Raw genomic sequence first — 19,921 nt, 5'->3', positions numbered from 1 at the left:
CCTCTTATAATGCCTTCGCATATATATATATATATATTGGATAATGAAAATCAGGCAGGATACTTGATAGCAACATTCGTAATTGGTAACACTTTCTCTTGAGTGGTATATTAGTATTATAAGCAATTATGCCACAAATCGATGTTACTCTTTTAGAGCAATATCATATATTTAAGAGTTATTGGAAATTTTATGATATCATGAATAATAAAACATCTATAACTTTTGATGTTTTCTCTCTCTTTTTGGAAGCATATCTACAAGACCTTATACCGTCGGGCTTACACATTTAGAGGCACGTCTCAAAGGGTATGAACTTATTCCTACTTATTTTTCTTTTGTTTCGTTATGGAATCAGTACCTCATTAAGACAATCATTACTGGATAATTAGGATATCTTTAAATCATTTGTTTTTTAGCAATAAAAGGGAGCTATTACTTGATGGCTTGTTTCTTTGCTTATATTTTTATTTGACTAATTGTACAACGCATGAGGAAATTAATCAGCTCTTGACTTTTTTTAGAACATCCGTAGTGTTGCCGCAAAATTTAATTACATTAAAACAGATTTTAAGAGTAAATTGTTTTCAGTAAAATAAAGGATGCTTAAATTATGGCTAAAGCAGCAACCATTAAGATCAAGCTTTTATCAACTGCAGAGACTGGTTTTTTCTATGTAACAAAGAAAAATAGTCGTACGATGACAGATAAAATGAGTAAACGTAAATATGATCCAGTTGTAAAAAAACACGTTGAATTTAAAGAAACAAAAATTAAATAATTGATTACATATTTAACTGACAAGTTCTGCAGCGTAGAATAAAGGTAATTTTATTATTCTTTAGAAGAATTCTTCAAGGTGTGTTCTTAATATTTTTAAAGTTGAAGGTGTTAGTATACCTGTAACTTATATGTTGTGTATAGAGATTTGAAACGCTTTTTTTCTTTTTTGTTTATTTACATATGACAAAAATACTTATTATAAGATTGTGTTTTATTTTTTTACACGTGCATGAAATTGCAAAGCGTATTAAATATATAAGAATTTCTTAGTTATACTAGAATAATAAAGAACGAAATTTATGCAAAAATTGTAAGGGATTCTCAGTCAATAAAACGTATCACCGTAGCAGTTTATTTGTTTTATGAAAAAAGAGGCTTATTTTAAGATAAAAGATTTAAATCTAAAGGCTATTGGCTTTAGTATTTTTGTTATTTTTACTATTCTTGTCATTATAACATTTTATTTTAAATATACTGAAACACCCCCTAAAAAAGTAAATTTTTTCTCTAAAGAATCTGTCAAAGGTCATGCATTCATCATTGACGGTGATTCAATTATAATTTCTTCTGTTACGATTCGTCTTGCAGGAATAGATGCCCCTGAGCTCGGCCAATTTTGTGGTAATAAGAAAATGCGCTATCCATGTGGACTTGAAGCAAAAAAATATTTAGAACGACTCATAGCAAATCAACCTGTTACATGTTACTGGTCTAAAAAAGATAAATATCGCCGCATTCTTGCAACATGTGAGACCAAACAAGTCAGCAATATTAATGCGACCCTTGTGCGTGATGGTTTGGCAGTAAGCTACTATGATTACCCCGAAGAAGAGCAAAAAGCTAGAAAGAAAAAAAAAGGAATATGGCGATCATATTTTCAACGACCGAGAGAATGGCGAAAAACACATCCTCGAATAGAATAAAAGATATTCTTGACTCTTTCCATATTTATCAATGAAACAACCACAGCGTAGCCAAATTATCGAACTTGAAAAGAAAATTTATTCTTGTCGTATTTGTATCCAACGTCCTCATTATCTTCCTCCTCTTCCTCATGAACCAAAACCTGTCGTTTATTTATCCGATACAGCTTCTATTGCAATAGCGGGTCAAGCACCAGGATTGCGTGTACATGAAACTTCTATTCCTTTTAATGATCGTTCTGGTGAAAGATTGCGCAATTGGCTTGATGTTACGAAAGAAGAATTTTATAATAGATCTCTCTTTGCTATTGTTCCTATGGGATTTTGTTTTCCAGGCTATGATTCAAATAAATCTGATTTACCTCCAAGACGTGAATGTCGTGAAATATGGCATAAAGAAGTATTTCAAGCTATGCCCCAAATAAAGCTTGTCCTTGCTATTGGAAGTTATGCACAAAAGTGGCACATTACCGAATTAAAGCATAAAACTGTTTCAGAAACCGTCAAGGATTGGAGAAATATTCTTTCCATAAATCAACCTCGAGGCTATAATGTTATGCCTTTACCTCATCCATCATGGCGAAACACTTCTTGGTTACGCAAAAATCCATGGTTTAATGATGAGCTTATCGTATACCTACGAAATTTAATACGTAAACTTTTATAAATTGAATTGAGAAAAAACATGGATCGTCTGGATCGAAAAATTTTACATCTTTTACAAGAAAATGCGACACTCTCTGTTGCTGATATCGCTAAAAGAGTTGGACTTTCAACCACTCCTTGCTGGCGTAGAATTCAAAAACTTGAAGAAGAAGGTGTTATTCAGCGTCGTGTTGCCGTTCTTTCTCCAGAGAAAGTAAACGCGCATGTTACCGTTTTTGTTTCCATTCGTACAAACACCCATAGCCATGAATGGTTTAAGCGTTTTTCAAAAATTGTAGGAGAATTCCGTGAAGTAATCGAATTTTATCGAATGAGTGGAGATATTGACTATTTATTGCGCGTTGTCGTTCCCAATATAGAAGCCTATGATCTATTTTATAAGAAATTAATTGCACGAATTGATATTCGTGACGTTTCATCTTCTTTCGCAATGGAACAGATTAAATATACAACAGAACTTCCCCTCAATTACATAAAATTGCAAGAAAAAACGAACGAACAAAGTTCTTAAAGATTTATTTAAAGGCGCTATCACCCTTTATAGATAGTCAAATCATTTTATTCAAAAGTCGCCATTCGTGTGTGAGTCAAAATAGCAGCCTTAACAATACCAACCGCAATAGCCGCACCGGCCCCTTCACCAAGAGACATATTCAAATCTAAAAGTGGCTCTTTGTCAATTTCTTTTAAAAGTTTACGATGTGCAGATTCAGAGGAAACATGTCCAACAAGAGTATGATCTAGAGCTCTTGGATTCATTTTATAAAGAACAGCTGCTGCTGCCGTTGCAACAAAACCATCTAAAACAACAGGTACTTTTTCCATTCTTGCTGCTAAAATAGCACCAATCATAGCGGCAATTTCACGGCCTCCTAAGCGACGCATTATTTCAAAAGGATCATTTAAATGACCTTCATGTAAAGAAAGCGCTCTCTTGACTGCTACTATTTTACGCTGGTAAAATTCTTCCTCACCCTCCATACTGCTTCCTATCCATTCCTCCACTTTTCCACCAAACAAAGCTAAACATAGAGCTGAAGCTATTGTTGTATTTCCAATGCCCATTTCACCTATACACAAGAGATCTGTCCCACCCGCAATGGATTCCATTCCAAATGCCATTGTAGCAGCCGCACTCCGTTCGTCCATTGCTGCATCTTTAGTAATATTCATTGTGGGATATTCGAGTGCCAAATCAAAAATCTTCAATCCAAGATCATACGCTATGCAAATTTGATTAATAGCAGCACCACCAGAAGCAAAATTTTGCACCATCTGTTGTGTCATAGACTGTGGAAACGATGTAACATGTTCTTCTATAACACCATGATTTCCAGAAAAAATAGCGACCAAAGGTCGTTTGACAACAGGTTTTTCTGTTCCTCTCCATCCTGCATACCAAACAGCGATATCTCCAAGTTTCCCTAACGCTCCTTGAGTTTTCGTTAATTTTGCTTGCCGTCTTTTTGCCAACATCATAGAAAATGCGTCAGCAACAGGTAAATTCGCGAGTAAAGCACGAAAATCATCAAATGGACTAACGGTCATGAAAATACCTTTTCAAATCTAAAATGCTTAATGAGAATCTCGTCATATATACAGGATATGAATAATTTATTTGTTTTTTTAAAGCAGCTTTTAAAAACGTTAAATATTATGCGTAAAATTATTTTTGCACTTTATTTTTAATGAGATAACTATTTTAGTAATTTATATAATATCAATATATTACTCTATATTTTTAAATTATATTCTTAATAGAAATTTTCTCTTGCGTAACATTAGACCACCTATTTATAGGGAGTCCTCTCCATAATAAAAAGTAACAGTTTTTTGCAGTCTACGAATCTAAATTCATTCAAAATCTTCATAAAAAAATAAAGCTCTAGATTTCTTAAAGCTTTAACAAAAATCAATCTGTATCTGTTATTAAATGATAGCAGAAAAAGCTTTTTTCAAAACATGCACGCCTGCATCAACTTTTGTTGCATCATTTGATAATATTTGCCGCCATCGACGCGCCCCATCTCGACCATGAAATAATCCAATCATGTGACGCGTCACATGAGAAAGCCGTCCTCCTAATGCGATATATCGAGCAATATAATCACACATAGTTTCAATAAGATCACCATCACTCAGATTATTCTGCGATTCACCATATATTTCAAAATCAATATATTTTAAAAAAGCTGGATCGTGATAAACTTGCCGACCAATCATGGTAGCATCACACACCGTTAAATGTTTTTTGATTTCATCAATAGATTTAATTCCACCATTTATTCCAATGAATTTATGGTGATATTTACGTTTTAACTTATAAACTCTTTCATAATTCAGTGGCGGAATATTGCGATTTTCTTTAGGGCTTAATCCTTGTAACCATGCTTTACGTGCATGTACCCAGAGGGCATCACACCCAGCATTCCAAACTTGATGCGCTAAAATATCTAAAGCGAATTCTTCATCCTGCTCGTCCACACCAACACGACATTTAACAGTAACAGGAATGCTAACTACTTTTTTCATCGCTTCCACAGCACTTGCCACAATGTCAGGATGTAACATCAAACAAGCACCAAATACACCCGCTTGAACACGATTTGATGGACAACCAACATTGAGATTTATTTCGTCATAACCAAATCCTTCAGCAATTTGTGCGGCCTTTGCCAATTTTTCCGGATCAGCTCCTCCTAATTGTAAAGCAATTGGATGTTCTTTATCGTTCAAAGCCAATATTTGTTCGCAAACACCATGAATGACAGCATCGGCTACAATCATTTCGGTATAAAGAAGAGCTTTTTTCGTTAAAAGGCGATAAAAAAACCGGCAATGGCGATCTGTCCAGCCCAACATTGGAGCTACTGCAAATTTTACTGATGATGGAGAATTATAAAATATCATAGGAGCATCACTCTCTCATCTATTAACTGCCTCCTATTCATACATATAAGCCTTCAATTTTTTCTCCTTCACAAAAAAGCTTTATTATTTTCCCCCCCATATGATCCCCGTGATCCCCGCCGGCATTATCTAGGATAGTCTTTTAAAGTATTTTGATTTTGATAAACAATAAATGAAAGCACGATATAAGATACATCATTATGACTTATTTTCCTTCAATGCCTTTCATTCTATTGCACAAATGAAGTGACTATAAAGCTTGATTAGCATAAATTTTGTTCAATTTCTTTTTTGTCTTCCATATAAGCAGAGAGAGCATCAATTTCTTTCTTATTAAACAAAAGCCCAAGTTTTGAACGGCGCCATAACACATCTTCACATGTTTTAGCCCATTCCTTTTCCATTAACCATTTAACTTCAACTTCATAAAGCCCATGACCAAAATCTTTTCCTTTTTCTGCCATACCATTTGTAAATATCACCAGCGCCTCCGAACCATAAGAGCGTGCAAGTCTACGATATGTGAAAGCATCTAAACCTGGAATCAAAAGAGCAATCTTATTTTCAATTGTATCCAGCCTATCATATGGAAAATCACCTCCAGGAAGCGTTGACTTTTCTGTCCACGGAGCTCCTTTTCTTCCAAGAGCTTTTTCAACAAATTTCATGGCATCTTCAGCCAACTTGCGATAAGTTGTGATCTTACCACCATAGAGATTCAGAATCCGTGGCCCATTTTCTATCCCCATTTCTTTCAAAACATAATCACGTGTAATTTCTTGTGCTTTTGAAGCCCCATCGTTATAGAGTGGACGAACACCTGAATAAGTCCAAACAATATTTTCACGCAATACAGGTTGTATAAAATATTCGCTTGCTGCTGTACAAAGATAATCAATTTCTGTATCCGTAATATGAACATCAGCAGGATCACCTTGATAGTCACAATCTGTTGTTCCAAGGAGCGTAAACTCGTCCTGATACGGAATAGAAAATATAATACGCCCATCACCATTTTGAAAAATATAAGCCCGATCATGGGCATAAAGCTTAGGAACCAAAATATGAGACCCTCTAACAAGCCGTACAGGCGGATTCTTTTTACAGTCTAATATATTCGCCAAAATATGATTAATCCAAGGTCCCGTCATATTCGCAATATAGGAAGCTGTGACACAATATTCTGTACTGTTTAATTTATTTCGAAGAAATATAAGCCATTTTTCTTCTTCTCTCTTTATAGAGATAACTTCTGTCTGTACTTTTATATCAGCCCCCTGCTTTTCAGCATCACGAGCATTCACAATGACCAAACGCGCATCATCTACTCTAGCATCAGAATATTCAAATCCCCTCTGATACTCTTCTTTAAGTGTAGAGCAGAAATTTTTTGAAAAATTAACCATTTTACTGCGCCACAGTTTTTGATTCCAATTCCCTAAATAATCATAAATGAAAAGTCCCAAACGCAACATCCAAGCGGGGCGCAACTTTTTATGATAAGGAAGAAGAAAACGCAAAGGACGCACAATATGGGGAGCCATCCGTAAAATAATTTCGCGTTCTTTCAATGCTTCACGAACAAGTCTAAATTCATAATGTTCAAGATAACGAAGACCGCCATGAATAAGCTTTGTTGAAGCACTTGATGTGCCCGAGGCAAGATCATTCATCTCCGCCAATCCCACTTTAAATCCGCGTCCAGCTGCATCTCTTGCTAACCCACACCCATTTATCCCTCCACCAATGATAAATAGGTCATAATGTGTTATGGTTTTCATAATTTTACTTTTCATCATTCAAGTTAATTTGTTTTACTGTACGTAATAAGACAGTAGATAAAGAGAATATTAACGTGCTTAATTGAATTGTTAATGTCTTTTTTCTACAGTAAAAAAGGACGGAAATTTCATCTACTTTTAAAATAGCGCCTAGCAAAGTTATGCCTCATATAAAATCTTCTTATCTAAAGAAAAAGGATATTCTCTTCGTAACTCACTAACTATCGTTAAATACTTTATTGCATACAGGCAAGAGTTTTCATATAGTTTACTCAACATCACAATAGGAATATAAAGCCGTACAAATGACCCATAAGCCTCAATACTCAAAAACGACAATCCTTGCAAAATTTTCAGCAACAATTATGTTGAGTATTTTTATCTCTTCGTCCTTTTTATCAGATGCAATATCAGGCGGGAAAACAGAAAATCATTTTAGCTCAGAAAATCTTAAAACACAGCTTTTAGAAGATCCCGCGTTTTTATCTAAGCTTAAAGAAAAACTTATACCACTTATTGATGATCACACTATTCAAAAAATTGTAAGAGAATATTTACTCACTAACCCAGAAATCATGATTGAAATGCAGCTTATCCTCCAAGAGAAGCTGGAAGAGAAAAGCGAACAAAAATCTCAAAAACAAGCTTCAATCATTAATTTGTTTAAAAAGGAAATTTTTCAATCTTCTCACGATGCTGTCTTGGGAAACCCAAATGGTAAAAAAGTGCTTGTTGATTTTTTTGATTACAATTGCGGATATTGTAAAATCTCCTATTCATACATAGAAAATTTAATAAAAGAGTATCCAGATTTACAGGTTATTATAAAAGATTTACCAATTCTGGGTCCTGATTCTATGGCAGCACATAGTGTTGCCTATGCTTTTCGCAAACAACTTCCAGAAAAATATCCTCAGTTTCTTAAAGCACTTTTAACCAACAAAAGTCGTGCTAATGAGGCTAAAGCTATAAAAATAGCAGTTTCATTAGGAGCAAATGAAAAAAAACTGCACAATGCACTAAAAGATTCTAATCTTCAAAATTACTTTAAGGACAATATACAAATTGCCTCTGCACTCAATATTACAGGAACACCTTCTTATATCATTGGCAATAAAGTACTCATCGGAGCCGTGAGCCAAGATATTCTAAAAGAATCCATAGAAAATACAGAGTAAAATATCTTTCTTTACCTCATCGACTTTATAAACAACATCTTAAATGAAATGATTTTATCCTTTCTCTTTTCTGATAACCAGCTTATAAAAGCAATTCCATACAGCAGATACTGGGTTGAAATTGCAAATTATAATCTAAAAAGTAAAGAGCTTTTAATAGAAACCTCTAAAGAGAGATCATCCGTAGTCTAGAGATATTCGATCATAACAATTAAATAATGACGATCTTCATTGATCAAGGAGTGAAAAATAAAATGGCAACAAAAAAAATCGACGCGGAGCAACATACCGCTATTGATACGAAAATTATTCGTGACCTTGCTGAAATTTTAAATGATACAAATTTAACAAATATTGAACTTGAACAAGGTGGACTTCGTATTTGTGTATCGCGTCAATACACCTCATCTGCTTCTGAACAAACAATTTATGCTCCCATTCCTGCTCCCACTCTTTCTGTAACTTCCCCTCCCACCTCAACAACTGAAACTCCTATACAAGAAGACAAATCAAAAAATACAATAACATCTCCCATGGTTGGAACAGCCTATCTTGCACCTTCACCAGGTGCACAAGCTTTTGTAAAAATAGGGCAAAGTGTTTCTGAAGGACAAACATTACTTATCATTGAAGCAATGAAAACAATGAATCAAATTCCATCACCACGTTCAGGCACAGTGACCACAATTTTTGTTAAAGATGGGCAACCCGTTGAGTTTGGTGAACCACTAATTGTTGTTGAATAAAGCAAGGAGCAACTATGATTCGAAAAATCCTCATCGCTAATCGGGGAGAAATTGCTCTTCGCGTGCTACGAGCCTGCAAAGAGCTTGGAATAAAAGCCGTAGCCGTTCACTCCACTGCTGATGCCGATGCAATGCATGTTCGTCTTGCTGACGAAAGTGTCTGTATTGGCCCTCCTCCAGCACGTGATTCTTATTTAAGTGTTCAGCAAATTATCGCTGCGTGTGAAATTACAGGAGCAGATGCTGTTCATCCGGGCTATGGATTTCTTTCTGAGAATGCAAAATTTGCAGATGTTTTGGAAGCTCATAACATCACATTTATCGGCCCAACAGCTGCGCATATTCGGATCATGGGGGATAAAATCGAAGCAAAGAAAACCGCTAAAAAACTTGGAATTCCAGTAGTTCCTGGCTCAGATGGAGCTATTACTGAAGAAGATGAAGCTTTACGTATTGCTCATGAAATTGGTTATCCTGTTATTATTAAAGCTTCTGCAGGTGGTGGTGGACGTGGTATGAAAGTCGTTCATTCTGAACAAGAGTTTGCTATAGCACTTAAAACAACCCGTTCAGAAGCAGCCGCAGCTTTTGGAAATGATGCGGTTTATATCGAAAAATATTTAGAAAAGCCCCGTCATATTGAAATTCAAGTTATAGGTGATGGAGCGGGAAATGCTGTTCATTTAGGAGAACGCGATTGTTCACTTCAACGGCGTCATCAAAAGATATGGGAAGAAGCTACATCACCTGCGCTGAATGAAATTGAACGAAAAAAAATTGGTGACATTGTAGCAAATGCCTGTGCACAACTTGGATATCGTGGAGCAGGTACTATTGAGTTTCTTTATGAAAATGGCGAATTCTACTTTATTGAGATGAATACGCGTTTGCAAGTTGAGCATCCTGTAACTGAAGCGATTACAGGCATAGATTTAGTCCATGAACAAATTCATATTGCATCAGGCTATAAACTTTCTGTTACACAAGATGATATTTGCTTCTCTGGTCATGCTATTGAATGTCGTATTAATGCCGAAGACCCTATTAATTTTACACCATCACCAGGAACCATTACACACTTTCATACGCCTGGAGGTTTAGGAATTCGCGTTGATTCAGGTGCCTATTCAGGTTACCGTATCCCTCCTTATTATGATAGCATGATCGGAAAGCTCATTGTTCATGGACGTACACGTTTAGAATGCATGATGCGTTTACGACGTGCTTTAGATGAATTTGTAGTCGATGGAATCAAAACAACATTGCCTCTTTTTCGTGATCTCATTAACAATAAAGATATTGCAGACGGTAACTATAACATTCATTGGCTAGAAAAATATCTTTCTCATCAATCAACTTGCCCAGATTCATGATCTGATAACAAAATGGTAATGTTCATTAACACTTCTAAAAAATGGTAACACGGAAGAATATGAAAATTTCTATAAACAAGTATCAGAAAACAAAAAAGCTGATTATTTATAATTTATGATATAAGTCTTTAAAAATATGCACCAAAATTGATAATTTTCTGTTTTCCTTTTTGTAAGTTTGTGCTAGTTCTTATATTGTTATGCCCTTATAGCTCAGTTGGTAGAGCACCTGATTTGTAATCAGGGGGTCGGGAGTTCGAGTCTCTCTGGGGGCACCATTTTATTTCTTTAATATATTGAAATATATAATCTTTTTCTTTTAAAAGCTAATTTCAGACCACCTTTTAGACCACCTTCTACAATTTATACAACTTTATCTATATTGTTGTTATTTGCTCCTTATTTTTCTTTGGAGTGAATGCCAAAATCTCTTTCTTTCTCCATCTCACTGCTCTCCCTAGCTTATAGGGCTCAGGAAACACCCCTTGAAGAACCCAATTGCGAATCGTTGTGGTTGATACGCTAAAGAGTTGTGCACATTCGCGTGTTGTTACATATCTATCGCCATCATCAAATATCATCTCGTTACCTTTCACTCTTTTATATTACATAAATGGGTGGGGGTGCTGGGAGGAGAGAGCACCCCCATAGGGTTAAGCAGCTTTTGTCAAGATCTGTTTCATGTCTTGCTCTATCTCTGCTAAAAAGGCTTCAACTGCTTTATTAATCTCTTCAATTTGTTCATCATCACGGTGGATGCGTTGGATTTTCATGCGTAAGTGAGATGATTTCCCTACAAATTGTGGATTATAGCTAATGAAATCACACCATTTGCGCCCTGTGCAAGCCATTTGGAATTGCATCTGCGCTATGTATTCAGGTTTAATCTCGTCATACATAAAAAAACGAAGATGTGTCGTTGACTGTAGACATTTGACCTCAACTAAACCGTCTTCACCAATCAAGCCATCAGGACTAGCCCCCGCCATTTCTATGGTAGGATGTGGTATAAAACCGCATTTTATAACATCGGCATCATAAATGAATTCATATTCTTTCAGAGCATCCTCTTCATGTTCAATACCCCATTGCATAGACGGTGTTATATAAGATTGGCTTATTTCTCCTGTTAAGCGTTCTGTCATGAGTTTCATTTTGTAGTCTTCATATTTGCTTGTAGGCAAACCTTTTGCTGTCTTACTGAGTACATTATAAACATTAGAGGCTGTGACTTTCCCTAATCGCGCTTGAAACCATTCTGCTGTTCTTTGTTCCATATCAAACCGCCGTTTGTTGTTGTTGTGTTGATACCATTTGCTTATTCTGTTTATCTTTTAAAAGGTGCAAAATGGTTTGCGCGCTCTGATCAGAGATATCGTCAAGCTTTTCGACATTCGCATAAGAAAGTATCTTTTCTTCTTCTACCTTTGTTTGTAGCATAAGCCTTCTGATTTCATTGATCTGTTCTGGAAAAGCCGGTTTTTGAGGCATATTCCCATCTTTATCGTCTTCTTTACTTGCGACATTAAGAAGCATGCCTAAGAGATATCTGCGTGCATAAGTGATAGTAGAACCAAGAGATTGAATGTTATTTTTGCTTCCTTGTCCATCAATTGGAAATGTTCCTTCTGTTGAGATTTGATTGCCTGAAGGATGAGACAGAGTTATTTCTATGGTAATGTTTTTTTCTGTTTGATTTTTAATATGAGAAAACAAAGCGAAGCGGTGTTTTGCAAGAGTATCCTTTACAGCGTCAATATACTGATCAAGCGTTGCATATGCACTCTTTGTATGGTTGTTTTTAGCATTTTTGGTGATTATTTGATATTCGATTTGCATAGCCGAAAGATCATGGATAAAGCTCTGATGGTTCTGTCTTTTTATTTCTTTTTCTCTTAAATCAAGAAGACGCTCTAAGCGGTCCATGTCGACGTCACTTTCTAATGCTTTATTTAAAATGCGTTCCATAGCAGTTTGTTCGACGTCTAAATGTTGCGTTTTTTCAACTTCTGTTAGGTTCGTGTTTTGTTCACTCATCTTGATTTCCTCCATTGCGCGCAATTCACCTGTTGCGTGAATCACGCTTTTGTTAAAATGGTCGTTGTTTGTTGCTAGAAAGAGACCCTATTGATTATTGAATATTAGTACCTATAATCATGGATACGAATTGTTCCACATATAGTCGCTCTTCCGAAAATACGAGTGTTTCCATAAATTTTAGCGGCACCGTGTATATCTACACTTCCGTAAATTTGAGCATTATCGTAAATTACAGCGTTATATTCAATATGAGAATATCCATCAACTTTCGCATTTCCGTGAACGACAGCTCCTGTACCTATAACGGCATTCTCACAAATAACAGCATTGCCATAAACTAAGCCATTAATTATTGCGCTGCCACAAATGTATGCATTTTCCCAAATGCGTGCACTTGCTTCAACTACTGAATTTCCTTCAATTTTTGCATTACCATAAACCTCAGCATTACCCAAAACCTTGGCATAGCAATAAACCTTGGCATTCCCATAAACCTTAGCATTGCCATAAACCTTGGCGTCATCATCCACCCAACAATCACCCTCATGGGATAAGTTGCCCTCATGCTCTATAAAACCACCGAGGTCACCTACCTTTACATCTCCAAAGTCTCTCAATGCACGTATTCGGTAAAGCGTAAATCCATCAATCTTCATTGTTTCATCAGTAAGTTCGTATTTTTTCATATGGTTTTTTCTCCAGTTGAGATGGACTGATTGCCGCCAATACATGCGTTCCAACAGACACATGCATCACCATAAATCTTTCCAATAGCGTAAACCTCTGCCCTGCCCTTAACTTTTGCATTTTCATAAACTTCTGCATTATTATAGACATGTGCATTCTCATAAACCTTGGCTTGACCGTAAACACGTGCTTTGCCATAAATCTTGGCTTGGTCGTAAACACGTGCTTTGTTGTAAACTTGTGCATAACCATAAATATGAGACTTGCCGCAAACTACCGCATTACCGGAAACTTGTGCATTATCGTAAACCATGGCATTGTCACGAACTTCTGCTTTTCCGTAAACTTTCGCTTGATTGAAAATACATGCTTCAGATTCAACACAAGCATTTCCAAAAACATTTGCATCGCCACTAATATATGCTCTGTCTGCAATGCGGGCTTTTCCAAATACTCTTGCATTACCGCAAACTTTAGCACTATGAGAAACACAAGCATTGTCCCCAACCCAACAATTCCCCTCATGGCTTAAATTGCCCTCATGCTCTATAAAACCGCCTAAATCACCAGCTTTAATATCACCAAAGTTTTTCAAGGCACGGATACGGCGAACCTTACACTTGTAAACTATATCGATTTCATCAGTAAATTCGTATTTCTTTTCCATGATGGTCATCCCTTAATGCATGCTTTGTCTTTTAAGTTCTTGAGAAAGCACACCAATGCCTTTTGTTGTGATTTTTGCTGAAGGAATAACTTTATTTATTCCGCCAGAAGTTTGAATCGTGATGGTAGGACAATCCATCAGACCTTTTTTAATTTTGTCCTGATAAGGTAACAATGGAGTGGTTGGAACACGCCGATAGACCCAACCTTTTTGCTGTAAGAAGGCAATGAACTGTTTTGGTTGCATTTCGAGTATTTTAGCAGCCTCAGTAAGACCAAAAAGCCCATCATGGCGTTGTAAGCTTTCAAGAGCCATTGCCTTTGGTTTAAGTGTACTCACTTCGCTTTTTAAAGTCTCTAATTGTGTAACGCTTTCTAAAAGCAATTTCTTAACAAAGAGAGGGTCTTCTAAAGCATTTGCAAGATCTAAAGGTTTATTTGCACGCCGTTCACATTCGATAAAGTAAAGACGGGCTTGTTTACCTTTTTCATTACGCTCAACCATGGCAAGCTCTTTTGCCATATCTAATGTGAGATGATAGTCTATTACTGTAACAGCTCTAGATTTTGCGCTCCCCAATTTTGGGGACCGCAAATCTTGTGTTTTTATGAAATCATTTCCCTCTTCAAATGCGTATTGATTAATACGGTCCTTAATCCAAGTAGAAAAATCTTTTCCTATTTCCAAAAACGCATGCAATTCACGTGCGTTGACTGTTCGAACCCTTATGTTATTAACAGTGCTTTCTGATATTGTAATGAGATTACTCATAATCAATTCCGTTTCCTAGTGTGATGAGATTGTTTGCAAAGGGGCTTAAACACCCCCTTTTTTAAATCACGTCACAAAGACGTAAGCGGTGCTGTTCTTCATAAGTACCGTACATTTTATCTTCATATTCACGCTGTTCGATATCGTCTAAGAAAAAACCGTATGCTGTGCTATGTAGAATAAAATCATGAGGTATTATTCCGTAAAAACACTGTTCTTCACGTTCTCTAAGATAGGATTCTGCGATATCTTCAGAAATATCTTCACAACTGTTTTCAGAAGGATTTACACGAAAGATTTTTATGGCATCATCTGCCTCGTCAATCATTTCTAAAACTTGGCTTTCATCAAGTGGACCAGAATGCCCAATGTGTTCATCATCGCAGATAACTAATAAAATTTCATCGGAATTAATAAGAATTGGCTTATCCATAATTTCCCCTCCCTAACGCCTAATAGCGATTGTTTGTGTCAATGTAATTTAATCTACACCAGATCGGCTTTTGCTTCTTCGTGATATGTTGTTATAGAGAAATATACCGTAAAGGATTATTATAGTCAAGTCATTTTATGCTAAAATGGTTTTTTATAAATGAACTTTAATATTTATTACGAATCGGTTTGGGTATTGTAGCGTTCAGTGTAGAGGCATGATACTTCCTAGTATCCCGTAAAAAAATAAATCAGTTAGCTGTATTTGAAATTTATATGCAGGAAAAATTGGGGCAGTGTGCAGACAGAGCCAATCGATGGGTAGATAACGCCGTAGTTTTTTTATAAAAACTGCGGACGAACAAAAAAACCCCGCTTCAGCGGGGCACACATAGGTTGTTAGAATATCTTATAAATATTTTTTTGCTGTTTCTCTTATTCTGTCTGCAAAATCATAAATATTATCTAGCGTTTCAATACCGACTTTTTCATCAATATCAGTATCGAAAAGGGCTAGTTGCTTACGTTTTCTGTTAAAGTGCAGTCGAACCAACGGCTTTCTGTTATTATTGTCAATTAAAATGGCGCAGTACGACTTTGCATCTCTGATAACAATACGGTCGGCAGAAATAACTTCACGCGCAATTGCCTTGACAATCATGAAGCCTTCAACTTCCTCTTCGGTCGTTATTATGGCATGTTCATTACCAATAGATGTAGCAATATTATCTTGCTTGTCGGTTTCAGTTGTTGTTTGTAAAGCGCTAGAAAGCCGACTTTTTACCGCATCAGATATTACTTCGCGAAACGCATTTTTAGTAACACCTGTGAGCATTTCTAAGACATTAGCAGTCAGGCGCCCTTCATAAACATCCGCACAAGCAACACGAACAAAACCTTCGGACGGATTTTCTATTTCTTTTTGGATGTTTTGTTTTATTCCAGATACATATTTGAGCTGCTCGGCTGTCACCAATATATTTTCAATATTAAATGCTGAGCGTTCAAACTTTTTAAGCTCTGTAAGTACCACAGTATTGTATTCTATTACATCAAAAGTAAGGAATGGCCTATTATCGAGCTTGTTTGCAGCATCAAGATCTGTGTAAAAATGAAAAAATCGACCATTTGTCAAAATCGCGAATTTAGCATTCGTTACACTAAAGTATCGATATAATTGACTTAAATGCTTTGAACTCAATTCGCAAGATATCGGTTTGCACTCAAAAAGAATACGTATCTCACCGTCTATACGGATAGCATAGTCAACTTTTTCACCTTTTTTACCAACGGCATCAGCAGTAAACTCGGGAATGACTTCAAGTGGATCGAAAATATCATACCCAAGTGCGCGCAGAAAGGGTAAAACGACCGCTGTTTTGACCGCTTCTTCAGTTAACATAGTATCTGAATGATTTTTGACTTTATCAGCTATTATTTTTAAGCTCTCGTCTACTGTCCCCATTCCCGCTTCTCCTTTGTTTTCAGGGTTTTCTTAAAATCCAAAGAACTTTCCCAACTACACGAATCTCCTCTCCATCAGTTGCCCCATTTATTTTGATAGGTTCTTGATGATTGGGTTCAGTACTTTCAGGCCATAGTTCAAATCCACTAATAGTTTGACGTATACGTTTAGCTGTACGCTCAATCATTTGACCATTGAATCGGCTGCGTTCAACTATCACGAGATCGTTAGGTTCCACATTAATGCCGGCTTTTATTATGTCTACGCAAATAAGTTGATCACCATCACGAGCAATTTTGTTAAGGCAGTTTCCCTCGATTTTTAAAGCAAATTGAAAGTGAGCTGGGTATTTCGAGGTGCTGGGTACATATTCTATGTCATCAAATCCAAAATCCATATCTTCGACCGACATCCACGAGCTAGCAGCAACTTTTCCTATCACCGGTATCATTCCAATAGCATTAGATATGGGATGTATTTCCTTGTTTTCTGGGAAAAGGAGATTAAATGGCTTTACACCAAGATGTGGTGCTAACTTTTCCGCCCACTCTTTGGTTAATTTTCGCTCACCTTTTTCAAGCCGTTTTATTTGAGGTTGCGTGGTACCAGCTTTTTCAGCCAATTTCACCTGTGTGAGTCCCAAATCTTTCCTCAATTTTTTAATTATATGCATGCTCTAAACCTTACACCAAGACTGCTTATTTAACAAAGTCCATAAAGGTATTTTTTATTGACTAAAGAAGTCCTTTATGGTATTTATTTGAATCATGGAAAAATTGAAATCATATCTCACACGAAATAAACTATCTCAAGCCGAATTTGGGAAGCAAGTTGGCGTAGCACAGAGTACGATTAACAGGTATTTACGCGGCTTGCGGTTTCCTGAGCCTGAAATTGTCTTAAAGATTGAAAAGACAACCAATGGTATTGTTCGTCCCGTTGACTGGTATGTCGATTTATACCCACGCCCCTCTCTTGAAGAGGTAGGCGTGCCACTGACTACAGCTGATAACAAACACCCACAGCACCCTTCACACTCTTAAAGAAGAAAGATTAAGAGATGATAGATGAACCACATATCACTATAAGCAAAGTCCAGTTGATTGATCTTGTTAATAACATTGGAGAGGCAACCATATATTATGGTGTCCGTTCGCCTCAAGATGCACGTTTTGAAACAAGAATAGATCCCTCATCAACAGGTTATTTTGTCTATATGCTGTATAGTATCTTTGCGCGTGATGATAGAAATTATTTTCCGTTATTGCCATACAATGATTTTAATCAATGGTTTTCATCTGTGTTTACGCAAGCTTTTACAACTTGGTTTGATAATTATTTTTCTCAAGAGTTGTTATCTTTTTATCGCTTAAATGATCTGATCTTGTTTATGATCTTAGTCAAAGATAAGCTTGATATCTTAAGGCTTGATCTTTTAAGGGATGAAGTCATCAAAAAAAGAAATCAAATCAATAAATCGTAGCATAAAAACGTTTGCCTAAGTGAGTTAATCCACTCATTACACGCTCTGTCATGGCACACATATAAACACACAACAGTCTCTTAGGGGGGAATATGATCACTAACGCACCAACCATTCTTTGCCTTGATTTAGGCACCAAAACGGGATGGGCGATACGTGGTGCTGATGATCACATAACAAGTGGAACGGTCAATTTTCAATCACGCCGTTTTGAAGGCGGTGGGATGCGTTATTTGCGCTTTAAGCAATGGCTTACAGAAATGAAAGCAACAGCCGGTGGTATTGACGCCGTGTATTTTGAAGAGGTGCGCCGGCATGTTGGTACTGATGCGGCGCATGTTTACGGTGGTTTTCTAGGTCATTTAACCGCTTGGTGTGAACATCATCAGATACCTTACAAAGGCATTCCTGTTGGCACAATTAAGAAGGCAACGACAGGAAAAGGGAATGCCTCAAAAGAAGAGATAATACAAGCGATGTGTGCAAAGGGACACAAGCCTAAGGATGATAATGAAGCGGATGCTTTAGCAATTTTATATTTAATGAAAAAAGGGGATGCGCATGTCTAATGGTATGCCGTGGGTAAGATTTTATTTGTATGACTGGATCAGTGGTACAAATGGAATGACATCTGAACAACGAGGGGTTTATATAACCCTTCTCGTTTGCATGTATGAAAAAAAAGAACCACTTAAAACAGATTTTCAAACGCTTGCACGCGTTTGTCATTGTTCGCAGAAAAAATTTGTATCTATTGTCGAATATCTCGTGAGGAATAATAAACTTGTTGAGACAGATGATGGTTTGTGGAACACGCGTGTTGAAGAAGAGCTGAACAGCCTCAGTGAAGAGTTAGATAATTTTGCCTTTAATAATAATAAAGAAATGGAGGTGAAATATGTCAACTAAATTGCCATGGACCAGACTGTTTGCTGATAAATGGATACTTGACCTTGCTGGTTTATCCTCCATTGAGAGCAATGTTTATCTCAAGTTGCGATTGCAAATGCTTTATACTGGAGAGCCGCTTTTGAGTAATATTAAAGGCTGGGCTAATTACACTGGTTATACAGTAAAAACATTTGTGAACGCCTTAGAAGTTTTATTAAGTATGGGTCGTATCATACGTTTAGAAGATGGAAGCTTGTGGAATTTAGATGTCGAAGAAGAATTAAAAGAAGCGGCTTTTATTCGAGAGCAGGAGGGTAATTATGTCAAATAGATTACCTTGGGTTCGGAATTTTTATCAAGAGTGGATTATGGACTTTGCTGGTACTGATGCAGCAGAGAAAGCTACTTATAGTACACTCACTGCTCTTATGTACCGATCTTGTGAACCGATTTATGATGATACTGCTGCTTTGGCACGCATCGTTGGTTGTTCAGTGCAAACGTTTAAAAAATCATTAGAAAAACTCATTCGAAAAAAATTAATTCTTCGATTGGAAGATGGAAATTTGTGGAGTGCACAAGTTGAAGAAGAATTAAAAAATTGTAATGAGAATTTAAATAGGCTTTCAGAAAAGGCTATCAAAGCTGCAAATACTAGGAAAAATAAGCAGAAAGATAACGCATCAAAAGAATATGATACATCTATCATGACATCATCACAAGATCATCATGAAGTCATGACGAGTTCATCACGAGATCATGATGACATCATCATGACCTCATCACGACAACACATTAACAATAACATTAACATATATAATAAAAAAAATAACACTATCGTGTTATCAAAAAAAGAAAACGATATTGATTTTGAAAATATTGAAATTGTTGATGAGGGTTATGAACCATCAGAAGATCATGATTGCGAAAAGTTAGCAGATGCAATCGAAACGGTTGCAGAGGATCAACCTGCTATTCACGAGCAAGAAAGCGTTCCCAAAAAAGCAAAACGGGCAAGAACTGATCGTGGCTGTCGATTGCCTGCTAATTTCGAACCGGATTACGATTTCGCAATTGCAGAGGGCTTGCCTCCAGAGCGGGTGAAAGTCGAAATCGCAAAGTTTA

General features: G+C 36.5%; 24 protein-coding genes, 1 tRNA gene and 1 pseudogene. 14 read left to right on the top strand and 12 right to left on the bottom strand.

Annotated features, from left to right (window positions below):
- Positions 1-613: 613 nt before the first annotated feature.
- The 4 genes from rpmG (at position 614) to AC0QT4_RS03930 (ending at position 2,883) form a co-directional block, all read left to right on the top strand.
- The gene (gene rpmG, locus AC0QT4_RS03945; RefSeq protein ID WP_473200423.1) at positions 614-781 is read left to right on the top strand and encodes a 50S ribosomal protein L33; all 168 of its coding nucleotides are present in this window, start codon (positions 614-616) and stop codon (positions 779-781) included.
- Positions 782-1,145: 364 nt separating this feature from the next.
- Complete coding sequence (locus tag AC0QT4_RS03940; protein WP_473200422.1) at positions 1,146-1,706, top strand: thermonuclease family protein; 561 nt, start codon at positions 1,146-1,148, stop codon at positions 1,704-1,706.
- A 31-nt stretch (positions 1,707-1,737) separates the two neighbouring features.
- Positions 1,738-2,373: a uracil-DNA glycosylase family protein gene (locus AC0QT4_RS03935; protein ID WP_473200421.1), complete on the top strand. Its 636-nt coding sequence runs from the start codon at positions 1,738-1,740 to the stop codon at positions 2,371-2,373.
- A gap of 18 nt (positions 2,374-2,391) precedes the next feature.
- Complete coding sequence (locus tag AC0QT4_RS03930) at positions 2,392-2,883, top strand: Lrp/AsnC family transcriptional regulator (protein WP_473200420.1); 492 nt, start codon at positions 2,392-2,394, stop codon at positions 2,881-2,883.
- A 47-nt stretch (positions 2,884-2,930) separates the two neighbouring features.
- Here the strand turns inward: AC0QT4_RS03930 and cobT are convergent, their stop codons facing one another.
- The 3 genes from cobT to glpD all read right to left on the bottom strand — a co-directional run bounded on the left by cobT (position 2,931) and on the right by glpD (position 7,081).
- Positions 2,931-3,920, bottom strand: coding sequence for a nicotinate-nucleotide--dimethylbenzimidazole phosphoribosyltransferase (cobT, locus tag AC0QT4_RS03925; protein WP_473200419.1), 990 nt, complete (start codon positions 3,918-3,920; stop codon positions 2,931-2,933).
- A 381-nt stretch (positions 3,921-4,301) separates the two neighbouring features.
- Positions 4,302-5,282 (bottom strand): tRNA dihydrouridine(20/20a) synthase DusA, encoded by a 981-nt coding sequence (dusA, locus tag AC0QT4_RS03920; RefSeq protein ID WP_473200418.1) that lies wholly within the window; start codon positions 5,280-5,282, stop codon positions 4,302-4,304.
- 263 nt (positions 5,283-5,545) lie between these two features.
- Complete coding sequence (gene glpD, locus AC0QT4_RS03915) at positions 5,546-7,081, bottom strand: glycerol-3-phosphate dehydrogenase (protein WP_473200417.1); 1,536 nt, start codon at positions 7,079-7,081, stop codon at positions 5,546-5,548.
- A 287-nt stretch (positions 7,082-7,368) separates the two neighbouring features.
- Here glpD and AC0QT4_RS03910 point away from each other — a divergent pair, with 287 nt between their 5' ends.
- From AC0QT4_RS03910 to AC0QT4_RS03895, 4 genes are all read left to right on the top strand, one after another.
- Positions 7,369-8,241 carry a DsbA family protein gene (locus tag AC0QT4_RS03910; RefSeq protein WP_473200416.1) on the top strand — a complete coding sequence of 291 codons (873 nt, stop codon included), beginning with the start codon at positions 7,369-7,371 and terminating at the stop codon, positions 8,239-8,241.
- A 254-nt stretch (positions 8,242-8,495) separates the two neighbouring features.
- Complete coding sequence (gene accB / locus AC0QT4_RS03905; RefSeq protein ID WP_473200415.1) at positions 8,496-8,987, top strand: acetyl-CoA carboxylase biotin carboxyl carrier protein; 492 nt, start codon at positions 8,496-8,498, stop codon at positions 8,985-8,987.
- A gap of 14 nt (positions 8,988-9,001) precedes the next feature.
- Complete coding sequence (gene accC / locus AC0QT4_RS03900; protein ID WP_473200414.1) at positions 9,002-10,360, top strand: acetyl-CoA carboxylase biotin carboxylase subunit; 1,359 nt, start codon at positions 9,002-9,004, stop codon at positions 10,358-10,360.
- A 202-nt stretch (positions 10,361-10,562) separates the two neighbouring features.
- A tRNA-Thr gene (locus tag AC0QT4_RS03895) sits at positions 10,563-10,638 on the top strand.
- A 99-nt stretch (positions 10,639-10,737) separates the two neighbouring features.
- On the opposite strand, the gene AC0QT4_RS03890 is transcribed toward AC0QT4_RS03895, so the two are convergent.
- The 9 genes from AC0QT4_RS03890 to AC0QT4_RS03850 all read right to left on the bottom strand — a co-directional run bounded on the left by AC0QT4_RS03890 (position 10,738) and on the right by AC0QT4_RS03850 (position 17,095).
- Complete coding sequence (locus AC0QT4_RS03890; protein WP_473200413.1) at positions 10,738-10,941, bottom strand: helix-turn-helix transcriptional regulator; 204 nt, start codon at positions 10,939-10,941, stop codon at positions 10,738-10,740.
- A gap of 72 nt (positions 10,942-11,013) precedes the next feature.
- Complete coding sequence (locus tag AC0QT4_RS03885) at positions 11,014-11,637, bottom strand: lambda exonuclease family protein (RefSeq protein WP_473200412.1); 624 nt, start codon at positions 11,635-11,637, stop codon at positions 11,014-11,016.
- 1 nt (position 11,638) lies between these two features.
- A complete protein-coding gene (locus AC0QT4_RS03880; protein WP_473200411.1) occupies positions 11,639-12,397 on the bottom strand; it encodes an ERF family protein in 759 nt (252 codons plus the stop codon).
- Between the two features lie 104 nt (positions 12,398-12,501).
- Complete coding sequence (locus AC0QT4_RS03875; RefSeq protein ID WP_473200410.1) at positions 12,502-13,086, bottom strand: hypothetical protein; 585 nt, start codon at positions 13,084-13,086, stop codon at positions 12,502-12,504.
- The gene (locus tag AC0QT4_RS03870; protein ID WP_473200409.1) at positions 13,083-13,754 is read right to left on the bottom strand and encodes a hypothetical protein; all 672 of its coding nucleotides are present in this window, start codon (positions 13,752-13,754) and stop codon (positions 13,083-13,085) included. The genes AC0QT4_RS03875 and AC0QT4_RS03870 overlap by 4 nt, the downstream gene beginning before the upstream one ends.
- A gap of 12 nt (positions 13,755-13,766) precedes the next feature.
- Positions 13,767-14,525, bottom strand: a complete 759-nt coding sequence (locus AC0QT4_RS03865; protein ID WP_473200408.1) for an antA/AntB antirepressor family protein — start codon at positions 14,523-14,525, stop codon at positions 13,767-13,769.
- A 61-nt stretch (positions 14,526-14,586) separates the two neighbouring features.
- Positions 14,587-14,958, bottom strand: coding sequence for a hypothetical protein (locus tag AC0QT4_RS03860; RefSeq protein ID WP_473200407.1), 372 nt, complete (start codon positions 14,956-14,958; stop codon positions 14,587-14,589).
- A gap of 408 nt (positions 14,959-15,366) precedes the next feature.
- Positions 15,367-16,422: a type I restriction endonuclease gene (locus tag AC0QT4_RS03855; protein WP_126603683.1), complete on the bottom strand. Its 1,056-nt coding sequence runs from the start codon at positions 16,420-16,422 to the stop codon at positions 15,367-15,369.
- 19 nt (positions 16,423-16,441) lie between these two features.
- Positions 16,442-17,095, bottom strand: coding sequence for a LexA family protein (locus AC0QT4_RS03850; protein ID WP_473200406.1), 654 nt, complete (start codon positions 17,093-17,095; stop codon positions 16,442-16,444).
- Positions 17,096-17,189: 94 nt separating this feature from the next.
- Here AC0QT4_RS03850 and AC0QT4_RS03845 point away from each other — a divergent pair, with 94 nt between their 5' ends.
- From AC0QT4_RS03845 to AC0QT4_RS03820, 6 genes and pseudogenes are all read left to right on the top strand, one after another.
- Positions 17,190-17,465 carry a helix-turn-helix domain-containing protein gene (locus AC0QT4_RS03845; protein WP_473200405.1) on the top strand — a complete coding sequence of 92 codons (276 nt, stop codon included), beginning with the start codon at positions 17,190-17,192 and terminating at the stop codon, positions 17,463-17,465.
- A 17-nt stretch (positions 17,466-17,482) separates the two neighbouring features.
- Positions 17,483-17,905, top strand: a complete 423-nt coding sequence (locus AC0QT4_RS03840) for a hypothetical protein (RefSeq protein ID WP_473200404.1) — start codon at positions 17,483-17,485, stop codon at positions 17,903-17,905.
- Positions 17,906-17,997: 92 nt separating this feature from the next.
- Positions 17,998-18,474 carry a crossover junction endodeoxyribonuclease RuvC gene (locus AC0QT4_RS03835; RefSeq protein WP_473200403.1) on the top strand — a complete coding sequence of 159 codons (477 nt, stop codon included), beginning with the start codon at positions 17,998-18,000 and terminating at the stop codon, positions 18,472-18,474.
- The gene (locus AC0QT4_RS03830; RefSeq protein WP_473200402.1) at positions 18,467-18,814 is read left to right on the top strand and encodes a DUF1376 domain-containing protein; all 348 of its coding nucleotides are present in this window, start codon (positions 18,467-18,469) and stop codon (positions 18,812-18,814) included. The genes AC0QT4_RS03835 and AC0QT4_RS03830 overlap by 8 nt, the downstream gene beginning before the upstream one ends.
- Positions 18,804-19,088 (top strand): annotated as a pseudogene (locus AC0QT4_RS03825) (hypothetical protein); the annotation flags it as partial. The gene AC0QT4_RS03830 and the pseudogene AC0QT4_RS03825, both read left to right, overlap by 11 nt.
- Positions 19,089-19,116: 28 nt before the next feature.
- Positions 19,117-19,921: DUF1376 domain-containing protein (locus AC0QT4_RS03820; protein ID WP_473200401.1), on the top strand; the 805-nt coding region annotated here is incomplete at its 3' end.

It is taken from the genome of Bartonella sp. EBT8, from assembly GCF_055796165.1.
This window is presented reverse-complemented; position numbering and strand designations above follow the sequence as displayed.